This window comes from Pseudomonas sp. JV241A, assembly GCF_900275665.1.
In the GTDB taxonomy this organism is placed as follows: domain Bacteria; phylum Pseudomonadota; class Gammaproteobacteria; order Pseudomonadales; family Pseudomonadaceae; genus Aquipseudomonas; species Aquipseudomonas wadenswilerensis.
In genome coordinates this window covers 16,692-37,016 of the sequence record NZ_OPYO01000002.1, presented here as the reverse complement: position 1 = coordinate 37,016, position 20,325 = coordinate 16,692, and the positions used below count along the sequence as shown (strand labels likewise).

21 protein-coding genes are annotated in these 20,325 nt (G+C 62.6%); 11 read left to right on the top strand and 10 right to left on the bottom strand.

The genetic code is table 11. From position 1 onward, the window contains the following. The 4 genes from JV241A_RS00230 to JV241A_RS00215 are packed head-to-tail and all read left to right on the top strand — an operon-like array spanning position 1 to position 3,777. Entirely contained in the window at positions 1 to 975 is a 975-nt protein-coding gene (locus JV241A_RS00230; RefSeq protein ID WP_134061164.1) for a glycosylase, read from the top strand. After that, a complete protein-coding gene (locus tag JV241A_RS00225) occupies positions 972 to 1,928 on the top strand; it encodes a hypothetical protein (RefSeq protein ID WP_134061163.1) in 957 nt (318 codons plus the stop codon). The genes JV241A_RS00230 and JV241A_RS00225 overlap by 4 nt, the downstream gene beginning before the upstream one ends. An 18-nt stretch (positions 1,929 to 1,946) precedes the next feature. Further along, entirely contained in the window at positions 1,947 to 2,711 is a 765-nt protein-coding gene (locus JV241A_RS00220; RefSeq protein ID WP_233674167.1) for a class I SAM-dependent methyltransferase, read from the top strand. Next, complete coding sequence (locus JV241A_RS00215; RefSeq protein WP_134061161.1) at positions 2,704 to 3,777, top strand: class I SAM-dependent methyltransferase; 1,074 nt, start codon at positions 2,704 to 2,706, stop codon at positions 3,775 to 3,777. Before JV241A_RS00220 ends, JV241A_RS00215 begins: the two co-directional genes overlap by 8 nt. Before the next feature lie 8 nt (positions 3,778 to 3,785). Here JV241A_RS00215 and JV241A_RS00210 read toward each other — a convergent pair whose 3' ends face one another. Next, on the bottom strand, positions 3,786 to 5,759 hold the full coding sequence (locus JV241A_RS00210; protein ID WP_240047819.1) for a TonB-dependent receptor: 1,974 nt from the start codon (positions 5,757 to 5,759) through the stop codon (positions 3,786 to 3,788). 180 nt (positions 5,760 to 5,939) lie between these two features. On the opposite strand from JV241A_RS00210, the gene JV241A_RS00205 reads away from it, so the two are divergent. From JV241A_RS00205 to JV241A_RS00190, 4 genes are all read left to right on the top strand, one after another. After that, complete coding sequence (locus JV241A_RS00205) at positions 5,940 to 7,796, top strand: DUF3857 and transglutaminase domain-containing protein (RefSeq protein ID WP_115089479.1); 1,857 nt, start codon at positions 5,940 to 5,942, stop codon at positions 7,794 to 7,796. A gap of 134 nt (positions 7,797 to 7,930) precedes the next feature. Next, the gene (locus JV241A_RS00200; protein WP_115089480.1) at positions 7,931 to 8,284 is read left to right on the top strand and encodes a zinc ribbon domain-containing protein; all 354 of its coding nucleotides are present in this window, start codon (positions 7,931 to 7,933) and stop codon (positions 8,282 to 8,284) included. Positions 8,285 to 8,305: 21 nt separating this feature from the next. Further along, a complete protein-coding gene (locus JV241A_RS00195; protein WP_177414809.1) occupies positions 8,306 to 8,758 on the top strand; it encodes a DUF805 domain-containing protein in 453 nt (150 codons plus the stop codon). A 174-nt stretch (positions 8,759 to 8,932) separates the two neighbouring features. Beyond that, positions 8,933 to 9,373: a CBS domain-containing protein gene (locus tag JV241A_RS00190; RefSeq protein WP_115089481.1), complete on the top strand. Its 441-nt coding sequence runs from the start codon at positions 8,933 to 8,935 to the stop codon at positions 9,371 to 9,373. 12 nt (positions 9,374 to 9,385) lie between these two features. Here the strand turns inward: JV241A_RS00190 and JV241A_RS00185 are convergent, their stop codons facing one another. The 3 genes from JV241A_RS00185 to JV241A_RS00175 all read right to left on the bottom strand — a co-directional run bounded on the left by JV241A_RS00185 (position 9,386) and on the right by JV241A_RS00175 (position 10,857). Continuing rightward, entirely contained in the window at positions 9,386 to 10,024 is a 639-nt protein-coding gene (locus JV241A_RS00185) for a hypothetical protein (RefSeq protein ID WP_038997745.1), read from the bottom strand. 71 nt (positions 10,025 to 10,095) lie between these two features. Then, on the bottom strand, positions 10,096 to 10,338 hold the full coding sequence (locus JV241A_RS00180) for a DUF2789 domain-containing protein (RefSeq protein WP_010222083.1): 243 nt from the start codon (positions 10,336 to 10,338) through the stop codon (positions 10,096 to 10,098). 60 nt (positions 10,339 to 10,398) lie between these two features. Beyond that, positions 10,399 to 10,857 (bottom strand): YbaK/EbsC family protein, encoded by a 459-nt coding sequence (locus tag JV241A_RS00175; RefSeq protein ID WP_115089482.1) that lies wholly within the window; start codon positions 10,855 to 10,857, stop codon positions 10,399 to 10,401. A gap of 102 nt (positions 10,858 to 10,959) precedes the next feature. Between JV241A_RS00175 and JV241A_RS00170 the strand changes: the two genes are divergently transcribed. Further along, positions 10,960 to 12,345, top strand: coding sequence for a nodulation protein NfeD (locus JV241A_RS00170; RefSeq protein WP_134061159.1), 1,386 nt, complete (start codon positions 10,960 to 10,962; stop codon positions 12,343 to 12,345). 1 nt (position 12,346) lies between these two features. Further along, entirely contained in the window at positions 12,347 to 13,093 is a 747-nt protein-coding gene (locus JV241A_RS00165; RefSeq protein ID WP_038997749.1) for a slipin family protein, read from the top strand. An 83-nt stretch (positions 13,094 to 13,176) separates the two neighbouring features. On the opposite strand, the gene JV241A_RS00160 is transcribed toward JV241A_RS00165, so the two are convergent. The 6 genes from JV241A_RS00160 to JV241A_RS00135 form a co-directional block, all read right to left on the bottom strand. Then, positions 13,177 to 14,577: an efflux transporter outer membrane subunit gene (locus JV241A_RS00160; protein WP_134061158.1), complete on the bottom strand. Its 1,401-nt coding sequence runs from the start codon at positions 14,575 to 14,577 to the stop codon at positions 13,177 to 13,179. Beyond that, positions 14,574 to 15,449 (bottom strand): HlyD family secretion protein, encoded by an 876-nt coding sequence (locus tag JV241A_RS00155; RefSeq protein ID WP_115089485.1) that lies wholly within the window; start codon positions 15,447 to 15,449, stop codon positions 14,574 to 14,576. Before JV241A_RS00155 ends, JV241A_RS00160 begins: the two co-directional genes overlap by 4 nt. Next, positions 15,446 to 15,658 (bottom strand): DUF1656 domain-containing protein, encoded by a 213-nt coding sequence (locus tag JV241A_RS00150; protein WP_038997753.1) that lies wholly within the window; start codon positions 15,656 to 15,658, stop codon positions 15,446 to 15,448. The genes JV241A_RS00155 and JV241A_RS00150 overlap by 4 nt, the downstream gene beginning before the upstream one ends. Further along, on the bottom strand, positions 15,655 to 17,745 hold the full coding sequence (locus JV241A_RS00145) for an FUSC family protein (RefSeq protein ID WP_134061157.1): 2,091 nt from the start codon (positions 17,743 to 17,745) through the stop codon (positions 15,655 to 15,657). Before JV241A_RS00145 ends, JV241A_RS00150 begins: the two co-directional genes overlap by 4 nt. After that, positions 17,742 to 18,194, bottom strand: coding sequence for a MarR family transcriptional regulator (locus tag JV241A_RS00140; protein ID WP_134061156.1), 453 nt, complete (start codon positions 18,192 to 18,194; stop codon positions 17,742 to 17,744). The genes JV241A_RS00145 and JV241A_RS00140 overlap by 4 nt, the downstream gene beginning before the upstream one ends. Positions 18,195 to 18,288: 94 nt before the next feature. Continuing rightward, positions 18,289 to 19,107 carry a tetratricopeptide repeat protein gene (locus JV241A_RS00135; RefSeq protein ID WP_134061155.1) on the bottom strand — a complete coding sequence of 273 codons (819 nt, stop codon included), beginning with the start codon at positions 19,105 to 19,107 and terminating at the stop codon, positions 18,289 to 18,291. Positions 19,108 to 19,313: 206 nt separating this feature from the next. On the opposite strand from JV241A_RS00135, the gene JV241A_RS00130 reads away from it, so the two are divergent. After that, positions 19,314 to 20,324, top strand: a complete 1,011-nt coding sequence (locus JV241A_RS00130) for a WYL domain-containing protein (protein WP_115089489.1) — start codon at positions 19,314 to 19,316, stop codon at positions 20,322 to 20,324. Position 20,325 lies beyond the last annotated feature (1 nt).

Genomic DNA, 20,325 nt, shown 5'->3' with positions numbered 1-20,325 from the left:
ATGTTCAAATGGAAAAAACTCGGCAAGGTATTTGATCCCAAGGATTTGACCGAGCCAACCTGGATGCACGAGTTCGCCCAATCGCCGTCTGTGTTGCTGGCTGATACTTACGTGCGGGTGTATTTCTGCTCACGTCCTGCACCTGGTGCGGACGGCCAGTATCTGAGCTACATCTCCTACATTGACCTGGATCGCAGCGACCTGCGCAAGGTCCTGCGAGTGTGTCCGCAGCCAGTGCTGGAACTAGGCAAGTTCGGCAGCTTCGACGAATTCGGCACCTACCCGGTGTCGGTGATTCGCGACGGTGACGAGATTCGCGCTTACTACGCCGGCTGGACACGCTGCGAGTCCGTGCCCTTCAACGCTGCGATCGGCCTTGCCATCAGCCGCGACCATGGTGAAACCTTCCAACGTCCGGGCGACGGTCCGGTTCTGCCCTACACCGCAGAAGAACCATTCCTCCTTGGTAGTCCGCGCATCCGCAGATTCGAGGGCAGCTGGCAGCTTTGGTACGTGGCGGGCAAGGAATGGCGGATGACCGACGGCAAGCCGGAGCCACTGTACAAGATACGCATGGCTACCTCGGAAAACGGCATTGACTGGATCAAGGTCGGCAAGGATCTGATCGCCGACAAACTTGGCGAACACGAGTGCCAGGCTTGCCCGGATGTCATCTACCGCAACGGTCGCTACCACATGTTTTTTTCCTATCGCGACATCCGCAACTACAAAGGACGCGAGGGCGGCTATCGAATCGGTTATGCCAGCTCTGGCGACATGCTCGACTGGCAGCGCAACGACGCGCTGGTGGACATCGCCCTGGGCGAGTCTGGCTGGGATTCGGAGATGGTCAACTACCCACACGTGTTCACGCTCGATGATGCCACCTACATGCTCTACCAAGGCAATGGCATGGGCCGTGAAGGTTTCGGTCTGGCAGTTCTGGAAGATGAAAGCGCGTGGGGGCAGGTATGAAGTGGAAAAAATTAGGCAAAGTGTTCAACCCGACCGAACACAGCCTGGCCAACCATTGCGTGGAGTTCGCTCAGTCACCACAAACCCTGGTGCTTGAAGACCGGGTGCGGGTGTATTTCTCCACCCGCGAGCGCGACAGCCTGGGTAAATTCCTCAGTCATGTTGCGTACGCTGACTATGCACTGGACATGAGCCGCCTGCTCGATGTATCGCAGCACACCGTGCTACCACTCGGCGGACTGGGCTGCTTCGACGAACACGGCATCTTCCCTATCAACGTGCTCAGGGACGGTGACCGGGTGCTGGCCTACACCACCGGCTGGAACCGCAAGGTATCGGTCTCAGCCGATGCCGCCATCGGCCTGGCGATCAGTCATGACAACGGCCAGACCTTCCAGCGCCACGGTACCGGGCCAGTCATGGCCGCCTCGCTGCATGAGCCCTTCCTGGTAGCGGATGCCTTCGTCCAGCGTCACGGTGACCGCTTGCACATGTGGTACATCTACGGCACCCAATGGAAGAAGTTCAACAACAGCGAAGCACCAGACCGGGTTTACAAGATTGCGCATGCCACTTCGTCCGACGGTATCGACTGGCAACGGGACGGACGGCAGATCATCAGCGACCGCCTGGATGCCGACGAGTGCCAGGCGCTACCCACGGTGATCCGGCTCAATGGCGTTTATCACATGTACTTCTGCTATCGCCAAGCCTACGGCTTTCGCCAGGACCCAGGCCGTGGCTATCGCCTGGGCTACGCCCGCTCGCACGACCTGGTGAACTGGGAGCGCGATGACAGCCTTGCTGGAATCGACATTTCGAGTGACGGCTGGGATTCGCAGATGCAGTGTTATCCGCACCTGTTCGAGAGCGAAGGCAAGGTTTACCTGCTGTACAACGGCAATGAATTCGGGCGCCACGGTTTCGGCCTGGCAGTGCTGGAAAGCGATTAGATTCCAATGGGGACCACTGTGGAAAAGCAAAGAGACCATAACCTGGAATTTACCGATTCCGACACCAAGGACAGCGGACGCAAGTACGCATACTCGTTCGACTACGATGTGATGCACCCTTACATGATCCGCTCGTTCCAACCCTTCTTCCGCCCGGGCAATCTGCTCGAACTGGGCAGCTTCAAAGGCGAGTTCACCCGCCGTTTTCTCGATCATTTCGACGACATCACGTGTGTTGAAGCCTCCGACGAGGCCCTCGGCGAAGCCCGTACGAAATTCGGCGACCGGGTAAACTACATCAACTCGATGTTCGAGACCGTAACGCTGCCGCACCGTTACGACAACATCATCCTCACGCATGTGCTCGAACACCTGGATGACCCGGTTGCGATACTGCGCCGGATCAACGACGAGTGGCTAGCCGAGGGCGGACGCTTCTTTCTCGCTTGCCCTAACGCCAATGCGCCTTCGCGCCAGATTGCGGTAAAGATGGGCTTGATCAGCCACAACGCAGCAGTTACTCCTGCGGAACTGGAGCACGGCCATCGATGCACCTATTCACTGGACACTCTTGAGCGCGACGCTGTTGCGGCCGGCCTGAAGGTTGTGCATCGCTCGGGGATATTCTTCAAGGCACTGGCCAACTTCCAGTGGGACCGGCTTCTGCAAACCGACATCATCTCCAACGAGTACCTGGAAGGCTGCTACCAGCTTGGCCAGCAGTATCCAGACCTGTGTTCGAGCATCTTCCTGCTGTGCGAAAAGGGACCTTCCCGTGACTAAACCCGTGCTGATTTTTCCGGCGGGCATGCCCCGATCGCTGGCCTACCTTGAACGAGCCTTGAACGAAGGGCAACGCGTGATCGGCTCTTCTTCCCTGGGCCATGACCCCTCACGCGAAAGCTACCCGGACTGGGTGCACCTGCCATACGTCACGGCCGTCGACTTCGACGACAAACTGCGCCAGGCCATTGCCGAATTCGGTATCGGTGGGATCTTCACCCCCAACCCGGTGGTTTGGGACTACCTCAGCCGCTGCATTGACGAGTCTTTTCCCGGCGTGACACTGGTCAATGCATCGCCGGTCGCCAGCGAAGTCGCGCCGTATAACAAGGCCTTGCAGTTTGGCGCCGCGCTGCTTGCCGAACCGCTACCATTGGCCGGGACTGCCGAACCGAAGCCCGCGCTGAGCGTTCTGGAGCTTGCCGCTCTGTTCCGCCACGCCGAGTCGATTCCCGGCATGTGCGATCACGAAAAAACACGTGCATTGTGCGAACTGTTCCGCCATGCACCGCAAGGCGATGTAGTCGAAATTGGCAGCTGGTGGGGCAAGTCGGCGTTCGTCCTGACCCGCCTGGCCAGTTGCTTCAACGTCGGCAAACTGTTGTGCGTCGATCCCTGGTCCAACGAACACCTGATCCAGAACGACGAGAAAGGCCTGGTCGACCGCGTGCCGGTCAATGCCGACGAAGCCTTGACCGTGTTCCAGCTTAATCTGCTGCCTTACGCCAATGGTGCGGTGAACTATCTGCGCCTGCCGTCGGTGGAGGCCGCTGTGGAATACCGTCGCAGCCGTCAAGTCAGCACTGAGGCATTCGGTGACACTACTTACAGCGGGCGAATTGCCGTGCTGCATGTGGACGGCAACCATAGCTACGAAAGCGCCAACGCCGATGTCCAGGCCTGGGCCGACCTGGTGGTGCCCGGCGGCTGGATCATCATCGATGATTATATCTGGCCTTATGGCGACGGGCCACAGCGGGTGGCCGACGCCTTCATCGAGCTGCACCTGGACGGTATCGACTGCGCCTTTGTCATGGGCAGCGCAATGTTCATCAAGCTGTCCTGACAGGCCCCTCAGAAACTCAGGCGCGCCCCGGCATACAGGGTGCGCCCCGGGCCCGGCTCGTAGTAACGCCCGGCGCCGTCATTGATACGCAAATTGTCGTAGTAATGACGGTCACTGAGGTTATCCACCCCCAGATACGGTTCCAACGTCTGGCCGCCCAGGTCGAACTGCTTGCCCACCCGCAGGTTGAGCAACGCCACCCCGGCAACCCGCGCGCTGTTGGCGTTGTCGGCGTACTGCGGGCCGTAGGCGTTCATGTTCAAGCGCGCATAGAAACCATCACGCTCGTAGGCCACTTCGCTGAACAAAGTCTGACGAGGAATGCCCGGCAGGCGATTGTCGTCAAAGCCGTTGAAGTCGGTGTAGCGGTAGTTGTTGAAGCTGTAGGCCATGGACAACCGCCAGTGTTCCAGCACCTGGTAGTCGGCGCTCAACTCGACACCGTCGCGGCGCGACTTGCCAGCGTTACGGTAGAAGGTCTGGCCGCCGTCGACATAGGGCACCAGCTCATCTTCAAGCGCGATGCTGTAAAGCACCGCCTCGGCGCGCAAGTCGCTCCATTCGCCTTTGATCCCCAGCTCACGATTGAGCGCCTTCGCCGGTTGCAGGCCCGGGTTGAATCCGCCGCCCGCCGGGTTGGCCAGTTCATTGACCGTTGGCGTTTCGAATGAGGTAGCGACACGGGCATAGACCAGGTAATGCTCGCTCAGGCGATAGCTCAAGCCAGCGCTGTAGTTCCAGTCGTCGAGGGTGCGCGAGCCGGAGTCGTCGCCGTCGCGCTCGAAGCGATCGTCCACCGCCAGGCGCATGCTGTCGTAACGCCCGCCCAGGGTCAGCTGCCAACGCTCGCTCAGTTCGATGCTGTCTTGCAGGTACAGGCCAACGCTGCCGGCCTTCTCCTGCTGGCGCAGGGTCAGCGCACCGGTACCGCCACCGATCTGGTTGTTGTGGCGTTCACGGTCATCGCGTTGCTGTTCAAGATCGACACCGGCGGTGACTTGTTGATCCAGGCCAAACCAGTTGGCCTTGTGCGTGTACTGCCCGCCTACTCCGGCGAACAGCCGGGTGTAAGAGGTTTGCCCGCCGTTGGCGTAAGGCAGGCGGTTGCCAAACTCGCGGCGCCCCAGCCAGCTGCGCAATTGATAGCTGTCGTCTTCGCTCAGGTCAGCGGTCCAGTTCAGCGCCAGGCGCTGCTGGGTGATGTCTTCGTCGGCGTTGTACAGCAGGCTCTGGGCGCGGGCCTGGTCACGCTTGGCGTGTACTTCGGCGAGGGTCAGGGCGCCGGGGTCTTCGGAGCGGTTGTCCAGCGCCTGGAAGGTGACCCCCAGTTGCCCGGCATCGCCCTGCCAGCGCAGCTTGCCGGTGAGGTTGCGCGCCTCGGAGGTGGAGTGCTGGCGATAGCCGTCGAGGTTGGTGACATTGAGCGCCAGCAGGCCGCCAAGGTTGCCGGTAGTCCCGCTGGTTTCGGCGCGCAGGCGCTGGTAACCGTACTCACCGCCGCTGACATCGATGGACGACTGCGGTGTCAGCGACGGCTCGCGGGTCTGGATCGCCAGCACGCCGCCAGCACCGTTGCCGTAAAGCGTCGAGGCCGAGCCGCGGATCACTTCGACGCGCTCCACCAGGCCCAGATCAACACCGTCCATTTCGGTCTGGCCATCGGGCATGGTCAGCGGCACGCCATCGACCAGCACGCGAATGCCGCGCATGCCGAAACTCGAACGCGCGCCAAAGCCACGAATCGACAGGCGCATGCCCTGGGCCATGTTGTAGCGGCTTTGCGACACAGTGCCGGGCACTGCAGAAAGCAGGGCATCAAGGGTCAGCAGTTGCTCGCCGGGCTTTTCGGCGATGTCCACGGCGCTAACGGATGCCGGGGTTTGCAGCCAGGCGGAATTGACCCGCGTCGAAGTCACTTCCAGCGGCGCCAGTTCGACGCTGTCGGCACAGGCGCTACCGGCGCCAAGCAACAGGAGGGTCATGACGGAGTGCCGCCTGGTAAACATGCTGAGTCCTTGAATCGATAGAGACATAAAACGCAGGAAAAACCTGTGGTGAGAAAATTGTCGCAGCAGCAAGGGCTACTTATAAGGCAAAATGCCATTAACTGATTCGCATTTATCGAATCAGGCCCCTGGAATACACCAGCAAGAAGGATCTTTATGAAGCGGTTCGCTTTGACCCCGGCCCGGTTGGTCGGGATGCTGTGCTGTCTGTTCGCCTTGAACATGGCACAGGCCAAGGACGACGGTACCGACCCCTCCGTCACCATCGAAAAGGACATTCTACGCACCGTGGTCGCCGAAGACGGCAGCTACGCCTCCACCCAGGACCTGGTCCTGCTGATCAACGAAGAACGCGCGATCCAGGCCAAGGCTCAGCAGTCGCTGTATTACAACCGCACCCTGGAAAGCCTTGAAGTTACCCAGGCCTACACCCAGAAGCCGGATGGCCGCAAAGTGCTGGTCAGCCCCGAGCAGATCAAGGAGCAGCAGGAGCCGCAGTCGGCCCAGGCGCCGATGTTCCACGACAGCCTGGTCAAGGTGGTGATCTTCCCGGAAGTGGCCGTGGGCGATCGCCTGGTGCTGAGCTTCAAGAAACAGCGCAAGACCCCGCTGTTCCCTGGCCAGTTCGAAGACCTGGCGATGCCACAATTCCACCCGACCCAGCAGTTCACCCTGATCTACGACCTGCCGAAGAGCCTCAAGCTCAACGCCGAGGCCAAGGGTTTCAAGGCTTCCAGCCCCAAGGCCGAGCCTGGTCGCAAGGTCTACCAGTGGGATTACGTGCAGGGTGACAACGCCCGTACAGAACTGGGCGCAGTAGCCTACTCGGACTACGGCAAGTACCTGGCCGTGTCCACCTTCGCCGACTACAGCGAGTTCGCCAAAGCCTACGCGGCGCGGGCCAACAGCGAGGTAACGCCAGCCATCCGTGAACTGGCCGAAAAGCTCACGGCCAAGATCGACGACCCGCGCGACAAGGCCCTGGCCCTGGGGGACTGGGTACGCCGCAACATCCGCTACGTGGCGGTGTACATCGGTGCCGGCGGCGTGGTGCCGCATGCTGCCGATACCGTGCTGAGCAATCGCTACGGCGACTGCAAGGACCACGTTGCCCTGCTCGAAGCGCTGCTGGCCGCGGTCAACATTGAAAGCACCCCGGCGCTGATCAACCTCGGCAACGCCTACGCCCTGCCCAAGGTGCCGACGCTGGGGGTGATCAACCACGTGGTCACCTATATTCCGAGCCTGGACTTGTACCTGGACTCCACCGCCGAAGCCATCGCCAGCGGCTACCTGCCAGCCCCGGTGCTGGACAAGCCAACCGTGCTGACCCGCTCCGGCAAGCTCGGCCGCACGCCGGCCACCCAGCCCGGCCTGGTGCACAACAGCACCACCTACACCGTGGCCAGCAGCGGCGCCGCCGACTTCATTCATGCCTCGAAGATCGACGGCTGGGCCGCCGAGATGAACCGCTGGATGATGCGCAACATGCAACCGGCCGAGCGCGACCTGCTGACCCAGCGCATCCTCGCCGCCTACGGCCAGCGTGGTAGCGGCAAGATCAGCAGCGACGACCTGGAAACCAGCGGCGCCTTCGAGATGCACATCAACGGTCGCAGCGAAAACCTGGTCAACCTGCCTGGCCCGATCGGCGTGCCGACCCTGACCAGCCTGGCTGGCGGCATCGCCCAGAACGTCTTCGGCTTTATCGCTGAAAAGCAGCGCACCCAGGACTTCACCTGCATCTCCGGGATCACTGAAGAGCAGGCGCGCTTCGAGTTCCCGGCCGACGTCAAGATCATCGCCGCGCCAAAGCCTGTGACCCTCAAGGACAAGCACTTCGACTACAGTGCCGAGTATGCCCAGCAAGGCAACAGCCTGGTGATCAAGCGCCGCCTGGACTTCCACAATCCAAAAGCGGTGTGCAGCGTCAAGGACTTCGAGAAGATGAAGCCAACCCTGGACGCCATGCTCAATGACCTGAACAGCCAGGTGATCGTGCAGAAGAGCTGACGTATTGCGCCCTGTTAAATCCTTTGGGGTTCAGCAGGGCGCTGCCACTGTTACGCCATCCATGAAATATTTGGTAAACTCCCCGCCGACTTCTGCTGCACACACGTAAGCAGAAACGATCAAAAGGAATTGTCATGGCAATGGTTTTTTGCCGCGGTTGTGCCAAGGAAATCCATGAAACGGCACCCAGCTGCCCACAGTGCGGCGCCCCTCAGTATCTCCCCGCCACCTCGCAACCTGCCAGCCAGCCCTCGCCCTGGATGGGCATCACCTCGCTGATCCTCGGCATCCTCTGCGGGCTTTCGCTGTTCGACGACTCCGATTGGGACCGTGACACCCTGCTGGGATTAGGCCTGTTTGCGCTGACCGGGCTGGTCCTGGGTACGCTCAGCATCGTCAACAAAAAACCGGGAAGCAACATGGCAATTGCCGGCGCGGCTTTGTCGGGCATTTCACTGTTTGTGTATATCGGACTATCAGTTAATTAATGTAAGGGACAACAAATGAGTATGGTTTTTTGCCGTGGCTGCGCCAAGGAAATCCACAACAGCGCCGTGACTTGCCCGGCCTGTGGTGCACCGCAAGCCGCTGCAGCCACTGCAGCACCTGTGGCCGCCGCACCTGCGCCGACTGGCATCTGGTACTTTGAAGTATTGAAGAAATACGCCGTGTTCTCCGGCCGTGCGCGCCGCAAGGAATACTGGATGTTCTTCCTGGTCAACATCCTGGTAGCCATGGTGCTGGGCTTTATCGAAGGCGTGGCCGGTACCGGTGCGATCCTCTCCAACCTGTACAGCCTGGCGCTGCTGATCCCGGGTATCGCCGTCGGCGTTCGACGCATGCACGACACCGACCGTAGCGGCTGGTGGCTGCTGCTCCCGATCGTCAACCTGATCTTCCTGTGCCAGGACAGCCAGCCAGGCCCGAACCGTTTCGGCCCGAACCCGAAAGGTATCGCTTGATCACGGATTGATCGAGTCTCCAAGCAAAGCGGCCATCATTGGCCGCTTTTGCGTTTTTGCGCCCATGACGTTTTTCAATCACATCGATGCCGCTTTCTCCCTTGCCCTGCGGCCATCTGTACACGATTCTGTAGCTATCTGCCGTCACCCACTCCCAGCATCGCAGAGGCCTCTATGAAAACCGTGGCACAGCTTCTAAAGACAAAAGCCCAGCAACACCACTCGGTTCACACCATCGGCCCCGACCATATGGTGCTCGATGCACTGAAATTGATGGCCGAGAAGAACGTCGGTGCCCTGCCAGTGGTGCAGGACGGGCGCGTGGTGGGAATCGTCAGTGAGCGCGACTATGCGCGCAAGATGGTGCTCAAGGGGCGCAGTTCAGTGGGCACACCGGTGAGCGCGATCATGAGTGCGCCGGTGATCACCGTCGACCCGCACCAGAACGTCGAGTACTGCATGAACATGATGACCAACAGTCACCTGCGCCACCTGCCGGTGGTCGAGAACGGCGAGCTACTCGGCCTGCTGTCGATCGGCGACCTGGTCAAGGAGGCCATCGCCGAGCAGGCCAACATGATCCTGCAGCTGGAACAGTACATTCGCGGCGACTGAGTCGACGCCAGGTCAGCGGTATTCGCCCTCCAGCTCGTCGAGCTGGTGGTCGAAGCTGCGCAGGCGCGCCGACCAGGTGTACACCAGCACTTCCAGGTCACGATTGAGTACGGCGGCGCCGCGACCGCTGCTTTGCTGCGAGTCGCACAAATCCAGTTGATAACGCTCGCGGGCCATGGCGGTGGCCACGGTGGACAGCTCACGGGCGTTGTCCAGCCAGTGGCGGCGGTGGTCGTGGGTTTCGCGGTCCAGCTCGCGGCATTGGCGCTTGAGGGCTTCCAGGCTCTGCTCCAGGGGCGTGCCTTCAAGTTCGCCCATCACCTCCTGAAAAGTGCGCCCGGGTTGCCAATAGCTGCCCCAGAAGTAGCGGTCAAAGACCGTCTCGACCCGGCGCAAGGCAACCTTGGTGTTCCAGATGGCCACCAGTGTTCGGCCCTGAGCCAGCTGCCGTTTACTCACCCGCAATTGCTGCCAGGCAATCCAGGCCAGCGCGGTCAGGGCCAGCGCCCCGATCACGCCTCCGGCGGCGTAGAGAAACACCAGGGCCTGACCCAGGTGGTGGGTCTGTTTGATTCCATAGAAATAACCGACGGTCAGCAGGCCCAGGGCGGTCACGGCACACCAGAAACCGGCGGCATAGGGATCTTTCATTAGCGCTATCCCCTTGTTGTTTTTTCCTGAGCATAGCAACGCCGTTCGCCGGTAGATGTGCCGCTCAGCGTTTATTTTCTCGGACGCCGCAGCGCCTCGTTGAGCTGGTCGAACATCACCGCCCAGTCGGCATCTTCGTCGATACTGTCTTTCAGAAACGCTCGCTGGCTTGAGGTCCAGAACGGCGCATCGACCAGCTTGATATCGCTTTTTAGCGGCGAATGGCTGGTTATGAATTGATCAATCCCCTTCGGATCGTCAGGTAATCCCAGTTGCTTGAACAATTCGGAAAACTTGTGGTTTGGTGCTTCCATGGGGCACTCCTTAGAGCCAGGCCGGGCATCCACGACGCCAGCCTGGCAGTGGGTTGATCATCAGCAAACCTCGCGCACTTCGGCGTTTGGCACCAGTTTCAGGTACTGCGTCATGTTCATGTGGATCAGGTGATCGTGATCACCAGCCTCGACATAGATATCGCCCTGACGGGTCAGGGTCGGATCGAGCACCATCTTGATCGAGTACGCGTCACCCAGCGCCGGAATGGCGCCGCGTTCGCAGTCGCCGAACAGGTGTGGCAGGCCGCTTTCATGGGTCATTTGCCATGCGCCGGTAGCGCGCACCTTGCTCATGTCCAGGTGACGGTTGGCCGGTAGCACGGCCATCAGGTAGTTGCCGTGGCGGTCGTCGAGCATGACCGACTTGGCCACCCGCTCGGCCGGTACACCCGCGGTACGCGCCGACTCAAGGCTGGTGGATGAGTGTGGGTGAGGAACAATGTCGTAATCGCAGCCGGCCTTGTCCAGGCATTGCTGCAGGGTTTTTGCCATTCGCATGATGCACCTCCGGATATAGCCCCCCCACTTCTGAAGTTTAGGCCGTGCTGCCTCAAGCAGCCGACTAAACTTATTGGACACGCACAGCCCGGGTGAATTCAGGTGATCGCTCGCTGGTGTCGGCACCTGCTGCTTTTATTGATACTCGGCGCGCTGACGAGCGGCGTGGCAGCGCCCGGTAATCCGGTGCTGGTTTTGAGTATCGATAACGCTATCGGCCCAGCCAGTGCCGACTATCTGGTGCGCGGCCTGGAGCAGGCCAAGGCGCAGCAGGCGCAATTGGTGGTGATCCGCCTCGATACCCCCGGCGGGCTCGACAGCTCGATGCGCGCAATCATCAAGGCGATTCTCGCCAGCCCCTTGCCGGTAGCCACTTTCGTCGCCCCCGGTGGCGCCCGGGCGGCCAGCGCCGGTACCTATATCCTCTACGCCAGCCATATCGCCGTGATGGCCCCGGGCACCAACCTCGGCGCGGCCACGCCGGTGCAGATCGGCGGCCTGCCGGGCACGCCCAAGGACCCGGCCGCTCCGCCCGCTGCGCCCACCGGCGATAAACAGGCACCGAACAGTGAACAGGACACCCTGACCCGCAAGCAGATCAACGACGCCGCTGCCTACATTCGCGGCCTGGCGCAACTGCGTGGACGCAACGCCGATTGGGCGGAACAGGCGGTACGCGAATCGGTCAGCCTGCCGGCCAATGACGCCTTGCGCCTGAAGGTCATCGATCGCATCGCCAACGACCTGCCCGATCTGCTCCGCCAGCTCGACGGCACCAGCCTCGAAGCCGCCGGCCAGCCGGTACAGTTGCACACCGCCAACGCGGCCATCATCGAACGCGAGCCGGACTGGCGCACGCGCCTGCTGGCGGTGATCACCAACCCCAGCGTGGCGCTGATCCTGATCATGATCGGCATCTACGGGCTGATGTTCGAGTTCATGAGCCCAGGCTCCGGGGTTGGCGGGGTGATCGGCGGCATCTGCCTGCTGGTCGCCCTGTATGCCCTGCAGCTGCTGCCGGTGAGCTACGCCGGGGCGGCGCTGATCATGCTCGGCATCGCCTTCATGATTGCCGAGGCGTTCTTGCCCAGTTTCGGTGTGGTCGGCTTTGGCGGCATCGTCGCCTTCGTGGTCGGCGCGGTGATCCTGATGGACACCGACGTGCCCGGCTTCGGCATCCCCCTGGCGTTGATCCTGACCCTCGCCCTGCTCTCGGCGCTGCTGCTCGGCGGCGTGCTGGGCATGGCCATGAAGGCGCGCAAGCGCGCGCTGGTCAGCGGTGATGCCGGGCTGGTGGGCAGCCTGGCAACGGTGATGGCGGTCAATGACAGTGATCCGTTCATCGGTTCGGTGCAGGTGCAGGGCGAACAGTGGCAAGCCCAGTGCCAGACGCCATTGCAGGTGGGGCAACGCGTCCGGGTGATTACACGCAAGGGCGTACTACTGGACGTCAGCGCCGAGGCACAAGCGCCGGAGCAAGGAGACTGAAATGTTTTTCGAACTGGGTTTTGGCGCCTTGCTGGCGCTGCTGGCAGTGCTGTTGCTGTCGGCGTTTCGCATCCTGCGTGAGTACGAGCGCGGCGTGGTGTTCCAGCTCGGGCGCTTCTGGCGGGTCAAGGGGCCGGGGCTGGTATTGCTGATTCCGGGGATTCAGCAGATGGTCCGGGTCGACCTGCGCACCGTGGTGCTGGATGTGCCGCCACAGGATGTGATCACCCGCGACAACGTCTCGGTCAAGGTCAATGCGGTGCTGTACTTTCGCGTGCTCGACCCGCAGAAGGCGATCATCCAGGTCGAGGACTTTCTCATGGCCACCAGCCAACTGGCGCAGACCACTTTACGTGCGGTGCTGGGCAAGCATGAACTGGATGAACTGCTGGCCGAGCGTGAGCGGCTGAACCTGGATATTCGCCAGGTGCTGGACGCGCAAACCGATGCCTGGGGCATCAAGGTGGCCAACGTCGAGATCAAGCATGTCGACCTCAATGAGTCGATGATCCGCGCCATTGCCCGTCAGGCCGAGGCTGAACGGGAGCGGCGGGCCAAGGTAATCCATGCCGAAGGTGAGCTGCAGGCGTCGGAGAAACTGATGCAGGCAGCGGAAATGCTCGGCCGCCAATCGGGGGCGATGCAACTGCGGTACATGCAGACCTTGGGCAGCATTGCCGGCGACAAGTCGTCGACCATCGTGTTTCCGTTGCCGATCGAGATGCTCAAGGGGCTTGTGGATAAGTAAGGCTGGCTCCCACAAGGGCTCTGTTTACACAGCACCTGTGGGAGCTGGCCTTGCCAGCGATGCAAGGCGCAGCCTTGCCGCTCTCACCAACCGCCACCCAACGCCAGGAACAAGCCAATCTGCCCCATCGCCACCTGGGTATTGGCCGCCGCCAGTTGCGCACGCATGTCGGTATAGGTACGGGTCGCCTGCAGGTCAGCGAGGAACGACTCGCGCCCGGCCTGGTAAAAGCGATGGGTCTGATCCGCCGCCAATTGCGCAGAGCGCTCGGCATCAGCCAAGGCATCACGCCGCTCCAGCAATGCGCTGTACTGCGCAAGGCTGGTCTGGGTTTCACGAATGGCGTTGAGCACCACGCCGTCAAAATGCGCCAACGCTGCCTGGGTCGAAGCCTCTGCTTCACGAATACGCGCCCGCGAGCCATTGGTCGGTACATTCCAGGTCAGCAGTGGGCCGAAGCCCCAGCGATTGGTCGCAGGTTTGCCCAGGTTCTCGAGGATACCGATGGTGCCCACCTGAGCACCGATGCTGATGTCCGGATACAACTGCCCGGTGGCCACGCCAATGGTCGCCGTGGCCGCCGCCAGGCTGCGTTCGGCCTGGCGGATATCCGGGCGGCGCTTGAGCAGCGCCGCGCCATCACCCACCGGCAGTACCTGGGCGATATGCGGCAGCTCGGCGCAATCGCCAGTGCCCGCCGGCAATTGATTGACCGGCTTGGCCAGCAGCATCGACAAGGTATACAGGCCCGCTTCACGTGCAGCTTGATAACGCGGCAGTTCGGCGCGCAACGATTTGAACTGGGTCTGCGAACGGGTCACCTGGGTTTCGTCACCTCGGCCAGCGTCACGCAGGCGCTGGGTCAGGGTCACGCTTTGTTCCTGCAGGTCCAGGGACTCATGGGCGATGTGGTATTCCTCGTTGGCCGCGCACACCTGGGTATAGGCGCGCACCACGTCCGCCACCAGGGTAATGCGTGCCGTATCGGCGGCGGCCTGGGTCGCGTCGGCATTGGCCTGGGCGGCCTCGACGCCACGCTTGAGGGTGCCCCACAGGTCAAACTGGTAGGACGCGCTGATAATCGCCTCGCCAATATTGGCTACCGGCACTTTCTCCGGCTGCAGGAAGGCTTCGCCGGACTCCTGCAAACGCTGGGCGCCCAGCTTGACGCCGCCATTGAAGCCACCCTGGGCTTCGGCTTCTTCGACCTGGGCTCGGGCCTTGGCGATGTTCGCCGCCGCCACGCGCAATTCGCTGTTGGCCGCCAGGGCCTGGCGCACCAGTTGATTGAGACGTTCGTCCTGATACAGGTGCCACCAGTCTTTGGGCACCGGTGCCGAGACCACGCTGTCGGCGTCCTGGCGCAGCTCGCCCTGCAGGTCGGCGCGCTGGATAGCGGCGTCCTTGGGCACTTGGTAATCCGGCCCAACCATCTGGCAGGCCGACAGCAGCAGGCTCAGGCCGAGCAGCGACAGCCGTTTCATTGCCCGTTGCCCTCAACGATCGACACCGTCGCGGTACGCCCGGCGATCATGCGAAAGTCCGCGGGTACTTCATCGAAGGCGATGCGCACCGGAATTCGCTGGGCCAGCCGCACCCAGCTGAACGCCGGGTTGACGTTGGGCAGCAAGTTGGCGCCGCTGCTGCGGTCGCGGTCCTCGATACCGGCGGCGATGCTCTGCACTCGCCCACTCAGGCGTGTGTTGTCGCCGAGCACACGGATATCCACAGCCTGGCCGATGTGAATGCCGGCCAGCTTGGTTTCTTCGAAGTAGCCATCGACATGGTAGGAGTCGCTGTCGACCACCGACAGCACTGGCCGCCCGGCGCTGACGAACTCATGGGCACGCGGCGCGCGGTCGTTGAGGTAGCCATCGACCGGGCTGCGCACCACCGAGCGGTCGAGGTTCAGTTGCGCGGCATCCACCGCCACCTGGGCTTCGGCCAGCGCCGACTCGGCACGGGCCTGGCGCGACTGGCTCTCTTCCAGTTGCTCCTGCGCCACCAGGTTGCCCAGGCCACGGTTACGCCGGGCTTCACGCTGGGCCTGGGCCAGGGTTTCCTTGCGCTCGGCCAGGGTCGCCTGGGCCTGGCGCAGGGCCAGGTGGAAGCGGTCCTGGTCGATGGTGAACAGCACGTCGCCGCGTTTGACCACCTGGTTGTCACGCACTTCGACCTGCTGAATCAAGCCGGAGACATCCGGGGCAATCTGGATCACATCGGCGCGAATGTGCCCGTCCCGGGTCCAGGGCGCGAACATGTAGTACATGACCATCTGCCAGACCAGTACGGTCGCCAGCGTCACTACCAGCAGGGTCAGGACCACGCGGCCCAGGGTCAACAAGGGTTTTTTCATGGCAGCATCAGGTTTCGGCAAAAGTGATCGACCGTGCCGAGCAGCACGGCGTAAAGCGCAACGTTGAACAGCGCCCGGTGCCAGACCAGGCGGTAGAAGTGCACGCGGTTGAGCAGCGCGTGCACACCGAGAAACAGCAAATAGGTGAGGACCATCATCACCAGCAGCGTGGGCAGGAACACCCCGCTGATATCCAGATCTCCGATCACAGCGGCGCTCCATCGATGCCGTAGGGCAGTTGTGACTGATCGCCGGACGGCTCCAGCACCACCTCGACCCCCGGCAACAGTGCCAGGCGCAGGCCGCTCAGGGCGTGCAGCAGGTGCACGCGGGCTTCGGCGCAATCGGCCAGGTCGTTGAGGTTCAGGGCACGGCGGGCGCGCTCCATGCTCTGCAACAGCACCTCGGGGGCATGCAGGCGACGGCGGGCATCCAGGCAGGCCTGGAAGTGTTCACCCACCTCTTCCACCACCCGCTCCAGCAACTGGCGCGGATGCGCGCCGACCCGGGGCATGTAGGCCAGCAGGTCGAGCAGGTTCAGGCCCACGCGCAGGTCACGCAGGGCAGTGCCGGTGTCCTGGCCGGTCTGGGTCAGGCGCGGCAGTTGCTGCATCAGCCGGTCGAGCATCTGCACACCCAGGTGGCGGTGCTCGGCCAGCGTGGCCGGCTGGGTCATGCCGACGATGTCGTGCCAGCTGAAGCGGGTCAGGCGCTTGGCCGCCAGCTCGACGCCGAACGGGCGCACCACCAGGGTCCAGACGAAGGCGAACAGCAAGCCCACCGGCCCGGCCAGGTTGGCGTTGATAAAGGTCAGGAAGTTGGCGTCGTAGGCGCCCTGGATGCTGATGAAGGAGGCGGTGTTGACGATGGTCAGCAAGGTGCCCAGGTAGAAGCGCGGCTGCACGGTCAGGGTGCCGACGCAGATGCACGGCACGGCGAAGGCCAGCACCAGCATCGGGAAGTCGTGCAGGTTGGGCAGCACCAGGAACAGGTAAAGGCTGGCGAACAGCACCGACAGCGAAGTCCAGAAGAAAAACCGGTAGATCTGCGGCGCCGGGTCGTCCATGGCGGCAAAGAAGCTGCAGGCCACGGCAGCGAGAATCACCGCGCTGCCACCGTCGCCCCAGCCAAGCAAGATCCACAGCGTGGTGGCGACGATGATTGCGCTGACGGTGGAGAACACCGAGTACAGCATCAGCCCACGATCAAAAAACGGCGTCAGCCGGCCCAGGCGCCAGTGCCGATAGACCGCGCGCCAGGGCGACAGGTCTTCGTTGCGGATGGCGTGCTGCAGGCTGCAGCAGTCCTGCCACAGGTCGACCCACTCGGCCAGGCGATAGAGTGCGTTGGACAGCAGCAGAGAGGCGCGTTCATCAAGGGCCGCAGCACTCGGTTGCAGGTGTTCGATTTGTGCACGCAACGCTGACCAGCGCGCCGCCGAGGGGGCCTGCGCGGTGCCTTGCAGCCAGGCACGGGCCGCAGTCAGCAACGGCTGCAATTGTTCGGTCTGGGCCGGGGCGCGGCCTTCAAGGGCGAGCAAGGCGTCGTCGAGGGCATCGATCACCGGCAGCAGGTGGATCATCCGCCCGCGCAGCTCGCGGGCGTTCTTCACCGTTTGCGGGCGGGCGCCTTCATGGGACAGCTGGCCAATCATCAGCTCCAGCGAGTTGAAGGTGGTGACCATCGAGGCGCGCAAGCCGCCGACCTTATCGGCGCTGGCTTCGCGGGCCAGAAAGGTATCGCTGTAACGGATCGCCTCGTTGAACCAGTTGCCGGTGGCGCCAACCAGCACCGGGGTCAGGCGCCGCGGCCAGAAGATCGCCCCGACCACCGCCGCACAGACAATGCCCAGGCAGATTTCCTGGGCCCGCGAAGAGGCGATATCGAACACCGCCAGCGGGTCGTCGACCACCGGCAGGGCAATCATCGGCAAGGTGTAGCCAGCAAGCATCAACGCATAGCTGTTGGCGGTGCGCAGGTGCAGCGAGAGGAACAGCAAGGTGCCGGTCCACAAGGCCACGGCGACCGTCAGCAGCACCGGCGCCTGCACCAGCAGCGGCACCAAAAACACCGCCCCGGCAGCGCCGAGCAAGGTGCCCATGGCGCGATACAGAGCCTTGGAACTGGTCGGCCCGACGAACGGGCTGGAGACGATATACACCGTGGCCATGGCCCAGTAAGGCCGTGGCAGCTGCATGAGCAGGGCAATGTACAGGGCAATCATCGATGCGGCGAAGGTGCGCACACCGTAGAACCAGTCGCGCGCGGGCGGCATTGAGCTGAAAAATCCGCTCACGCCGGCACGCCCGGGGTGCGCTGGGCGGCCTCTTCGAAGGCGTGCAGTACGCGCAGGGTGGCCAGCAAGTCAGCTTCGTCGATGCCCTGCAGCACTTCGCGGCGCAGGCGCACCAGTTCGCCTTCGATGGCTTCAGCCAGCACCCGGCCGCTGGCGGTCAGGCTCAGGGCCTTGGCTCGACGGTCGACCGGATCTTCAGTGCGGCAGACGAAGCCGGCATTGCACAGCTGGTCGAGCAGGCGCACCAGTGACGGGCTTTCGAGCCCTGCCGCTTGCGCTACGGCGACCTGATGCACGCCACCGCCCAGCCGCACGATCATCAGCAGTGGCACCGCGCAGGCTTCGGAAATGCCGTAGCCGGCCAGGGTCGCCTGGCAGATGCGCCGCCAGTGCCGGCCGGCCACCACCATACCGCTGCTGATGTTGAGTTGCAGTGCGTCGAGGGTCATGAGGGGAGGTTCGTGGCTATATTCATAGTTTGCTAACTATCAATATTCTTCGATCACCGCCCCTGCCGTCAATAGTGGCTGACAGACGTCGTGTTCACGGTTGCAACTGATCGTCCAGCTTCATGTTCAGCGCCAGCTTGCTGCCCAGGCTGATCGCCTGCTCGCGCCAGAACAGGTAGCGCAGGGCGTTGTTGGTCTCGCTAAAGTGCAGTGCCAGCTCTTCGGCGGCCTGCATCACCCCGGCCACGGCGGCCAGCTCCAGCCAGTACACAGCAGCTTTGATATCGACGTTGACCGACAGCCCATGCAGCAGCCGGTAGCCGACCTCGAAGCGGCAGCGCGCTTCACCGCGCTGGGCGCCGCGCAGGAACCAGTGATAGGCCTGCTGCAGGTCGACCTGCCATTCCTGGGTATCGCTGTCGCAGATTTCTTCCTCGTAGAGATCGCCCAGCGCTGCGGCGGCGTGTTCCAGGCCACGCTCGAAAGCTTGCTGGTAATACTCCGCCGCGCTGGCATAGGCCACCTCGACGCCTTTGCCGAAGTAATGCTGCTGGCCAAGGTTGAACCAGGCCGCGGCACTGCCCTGCAGGGCCGCCATGCGCAGCAGGTGCCCGGCCAGGGTCGGGTCGGCGCGCCAGTACTTGCCATTGAGCCAGATCCAGCCCAGATCGTTGAGCGCACCCACGTTGCCTTCCAGGGCCTGGGCGCGCAGGTCTTCGTACTCCGCCTGCAGGTCGCTGGCCTCATCCAGGCGGCTGATCAGACTGAAACTTTCGCCCAGCGCTGCCCGCTGGCTGGGCATGCCGACCCCGGCGTACAACCGCTGCAGGCGGCCGGGCCGGCCGGGCGCAGGGATGATCCGCTCGGGCAACAGGCGCTCAAGCAGTGGGTAAATGTTGCTGGCAGCTGACATGTTCGTCCTCATTGAACTACCCACAGATCCAACAGCGGGAGTGATGAGGCGTGATTCTGCGCACGGTCACGACAAAACCTGTCGCGAACGATTCAGTTAGGGCACTCAACTGCTTCATCCTTGATCTGGATACATAAATGGCTAATTGCCATATCACTGCGCTGGCGCCATGCTACAACCGCAAGCCTAGACAAGGACGCCACCTTTTGCCCTCTGCCACGACACGTGCCACCCTCAGCCGCCAATGGGAGTTGCTGCGCCAGTTGCCCAGCCGCTCACCGGGGATTACCAGTGCCGAGTTGGTCGGTCGCCTGCAGGACGCAGGTTTTTCCATCAGCAAGCGCAGCATCGAGCGCGACCTCAACGAGCTGTCGCTGATCTTCCCGCTGGAGCGTAACGACAAGAGCATCCCGTACGGCTGGCACTGGGCGGCCAACGCCTGCATCGAATTGCGCGGTATCAGTGTCAGCGAGGCCCTGAGCCTGGCGCTGGTGGAAGAAGCGGTACGCCCGCTGTTGCCGGGGAGCATGCTCAAGGTGCTGGACCCGCGCTTCAGCCATGCCCGGCAGAAGCTCGAACACCTGTCGGGGGCGAACAAGGTGGCGCGCTGGCTGGACAAGGTCGCCAGCGTGCGCCCGGACATGAACATGCAGGCCCCGGAAGTGCCCGACAGCATCCTCGAGACCGTGCAACACGCGCTGCTCGAGGAATACCAGCTGCACTGCCAGTACTACTCGGCACATAACGACAAGCTCAGCGAGCTGACCCTCAACCCGCTGGCGTTGATCCAGCGCGGCCAGGTCAGTTACCTGATTGCCACTGCCGTGCCCTATACCGACATTCGCCAGTTCGCCGTGCATCGCTTTCGCAAGCTGCGCATCCTCGACAGCCCCACCGAGGGCCTGCGCGCCTTCGATCTGCAGGCGTACCTGCGCAGCGATGCCCTGCAGTTCGGCGATACCGACAAGATCGAACTGCAGGCCTGGATCAGCGACAACCTGGCCCGTCTGGTGCGCGAGACGCCACTGTCGGCCGACATGCACCTGACTCCGCTGGAAGCTGGCCACCGCCTGCAGGCCACCGTCAGCAACAGCTGGCAGCTGCGCTGGTGGCTACTGAGCCAGGGTGACGGGCTGATCGTCGAACAGCCCCTGAGCCTGCGCCGACAGATTGCCGAAACCCTCAACAATGCCGCGGCGCAATATCAATCGGCCTGAG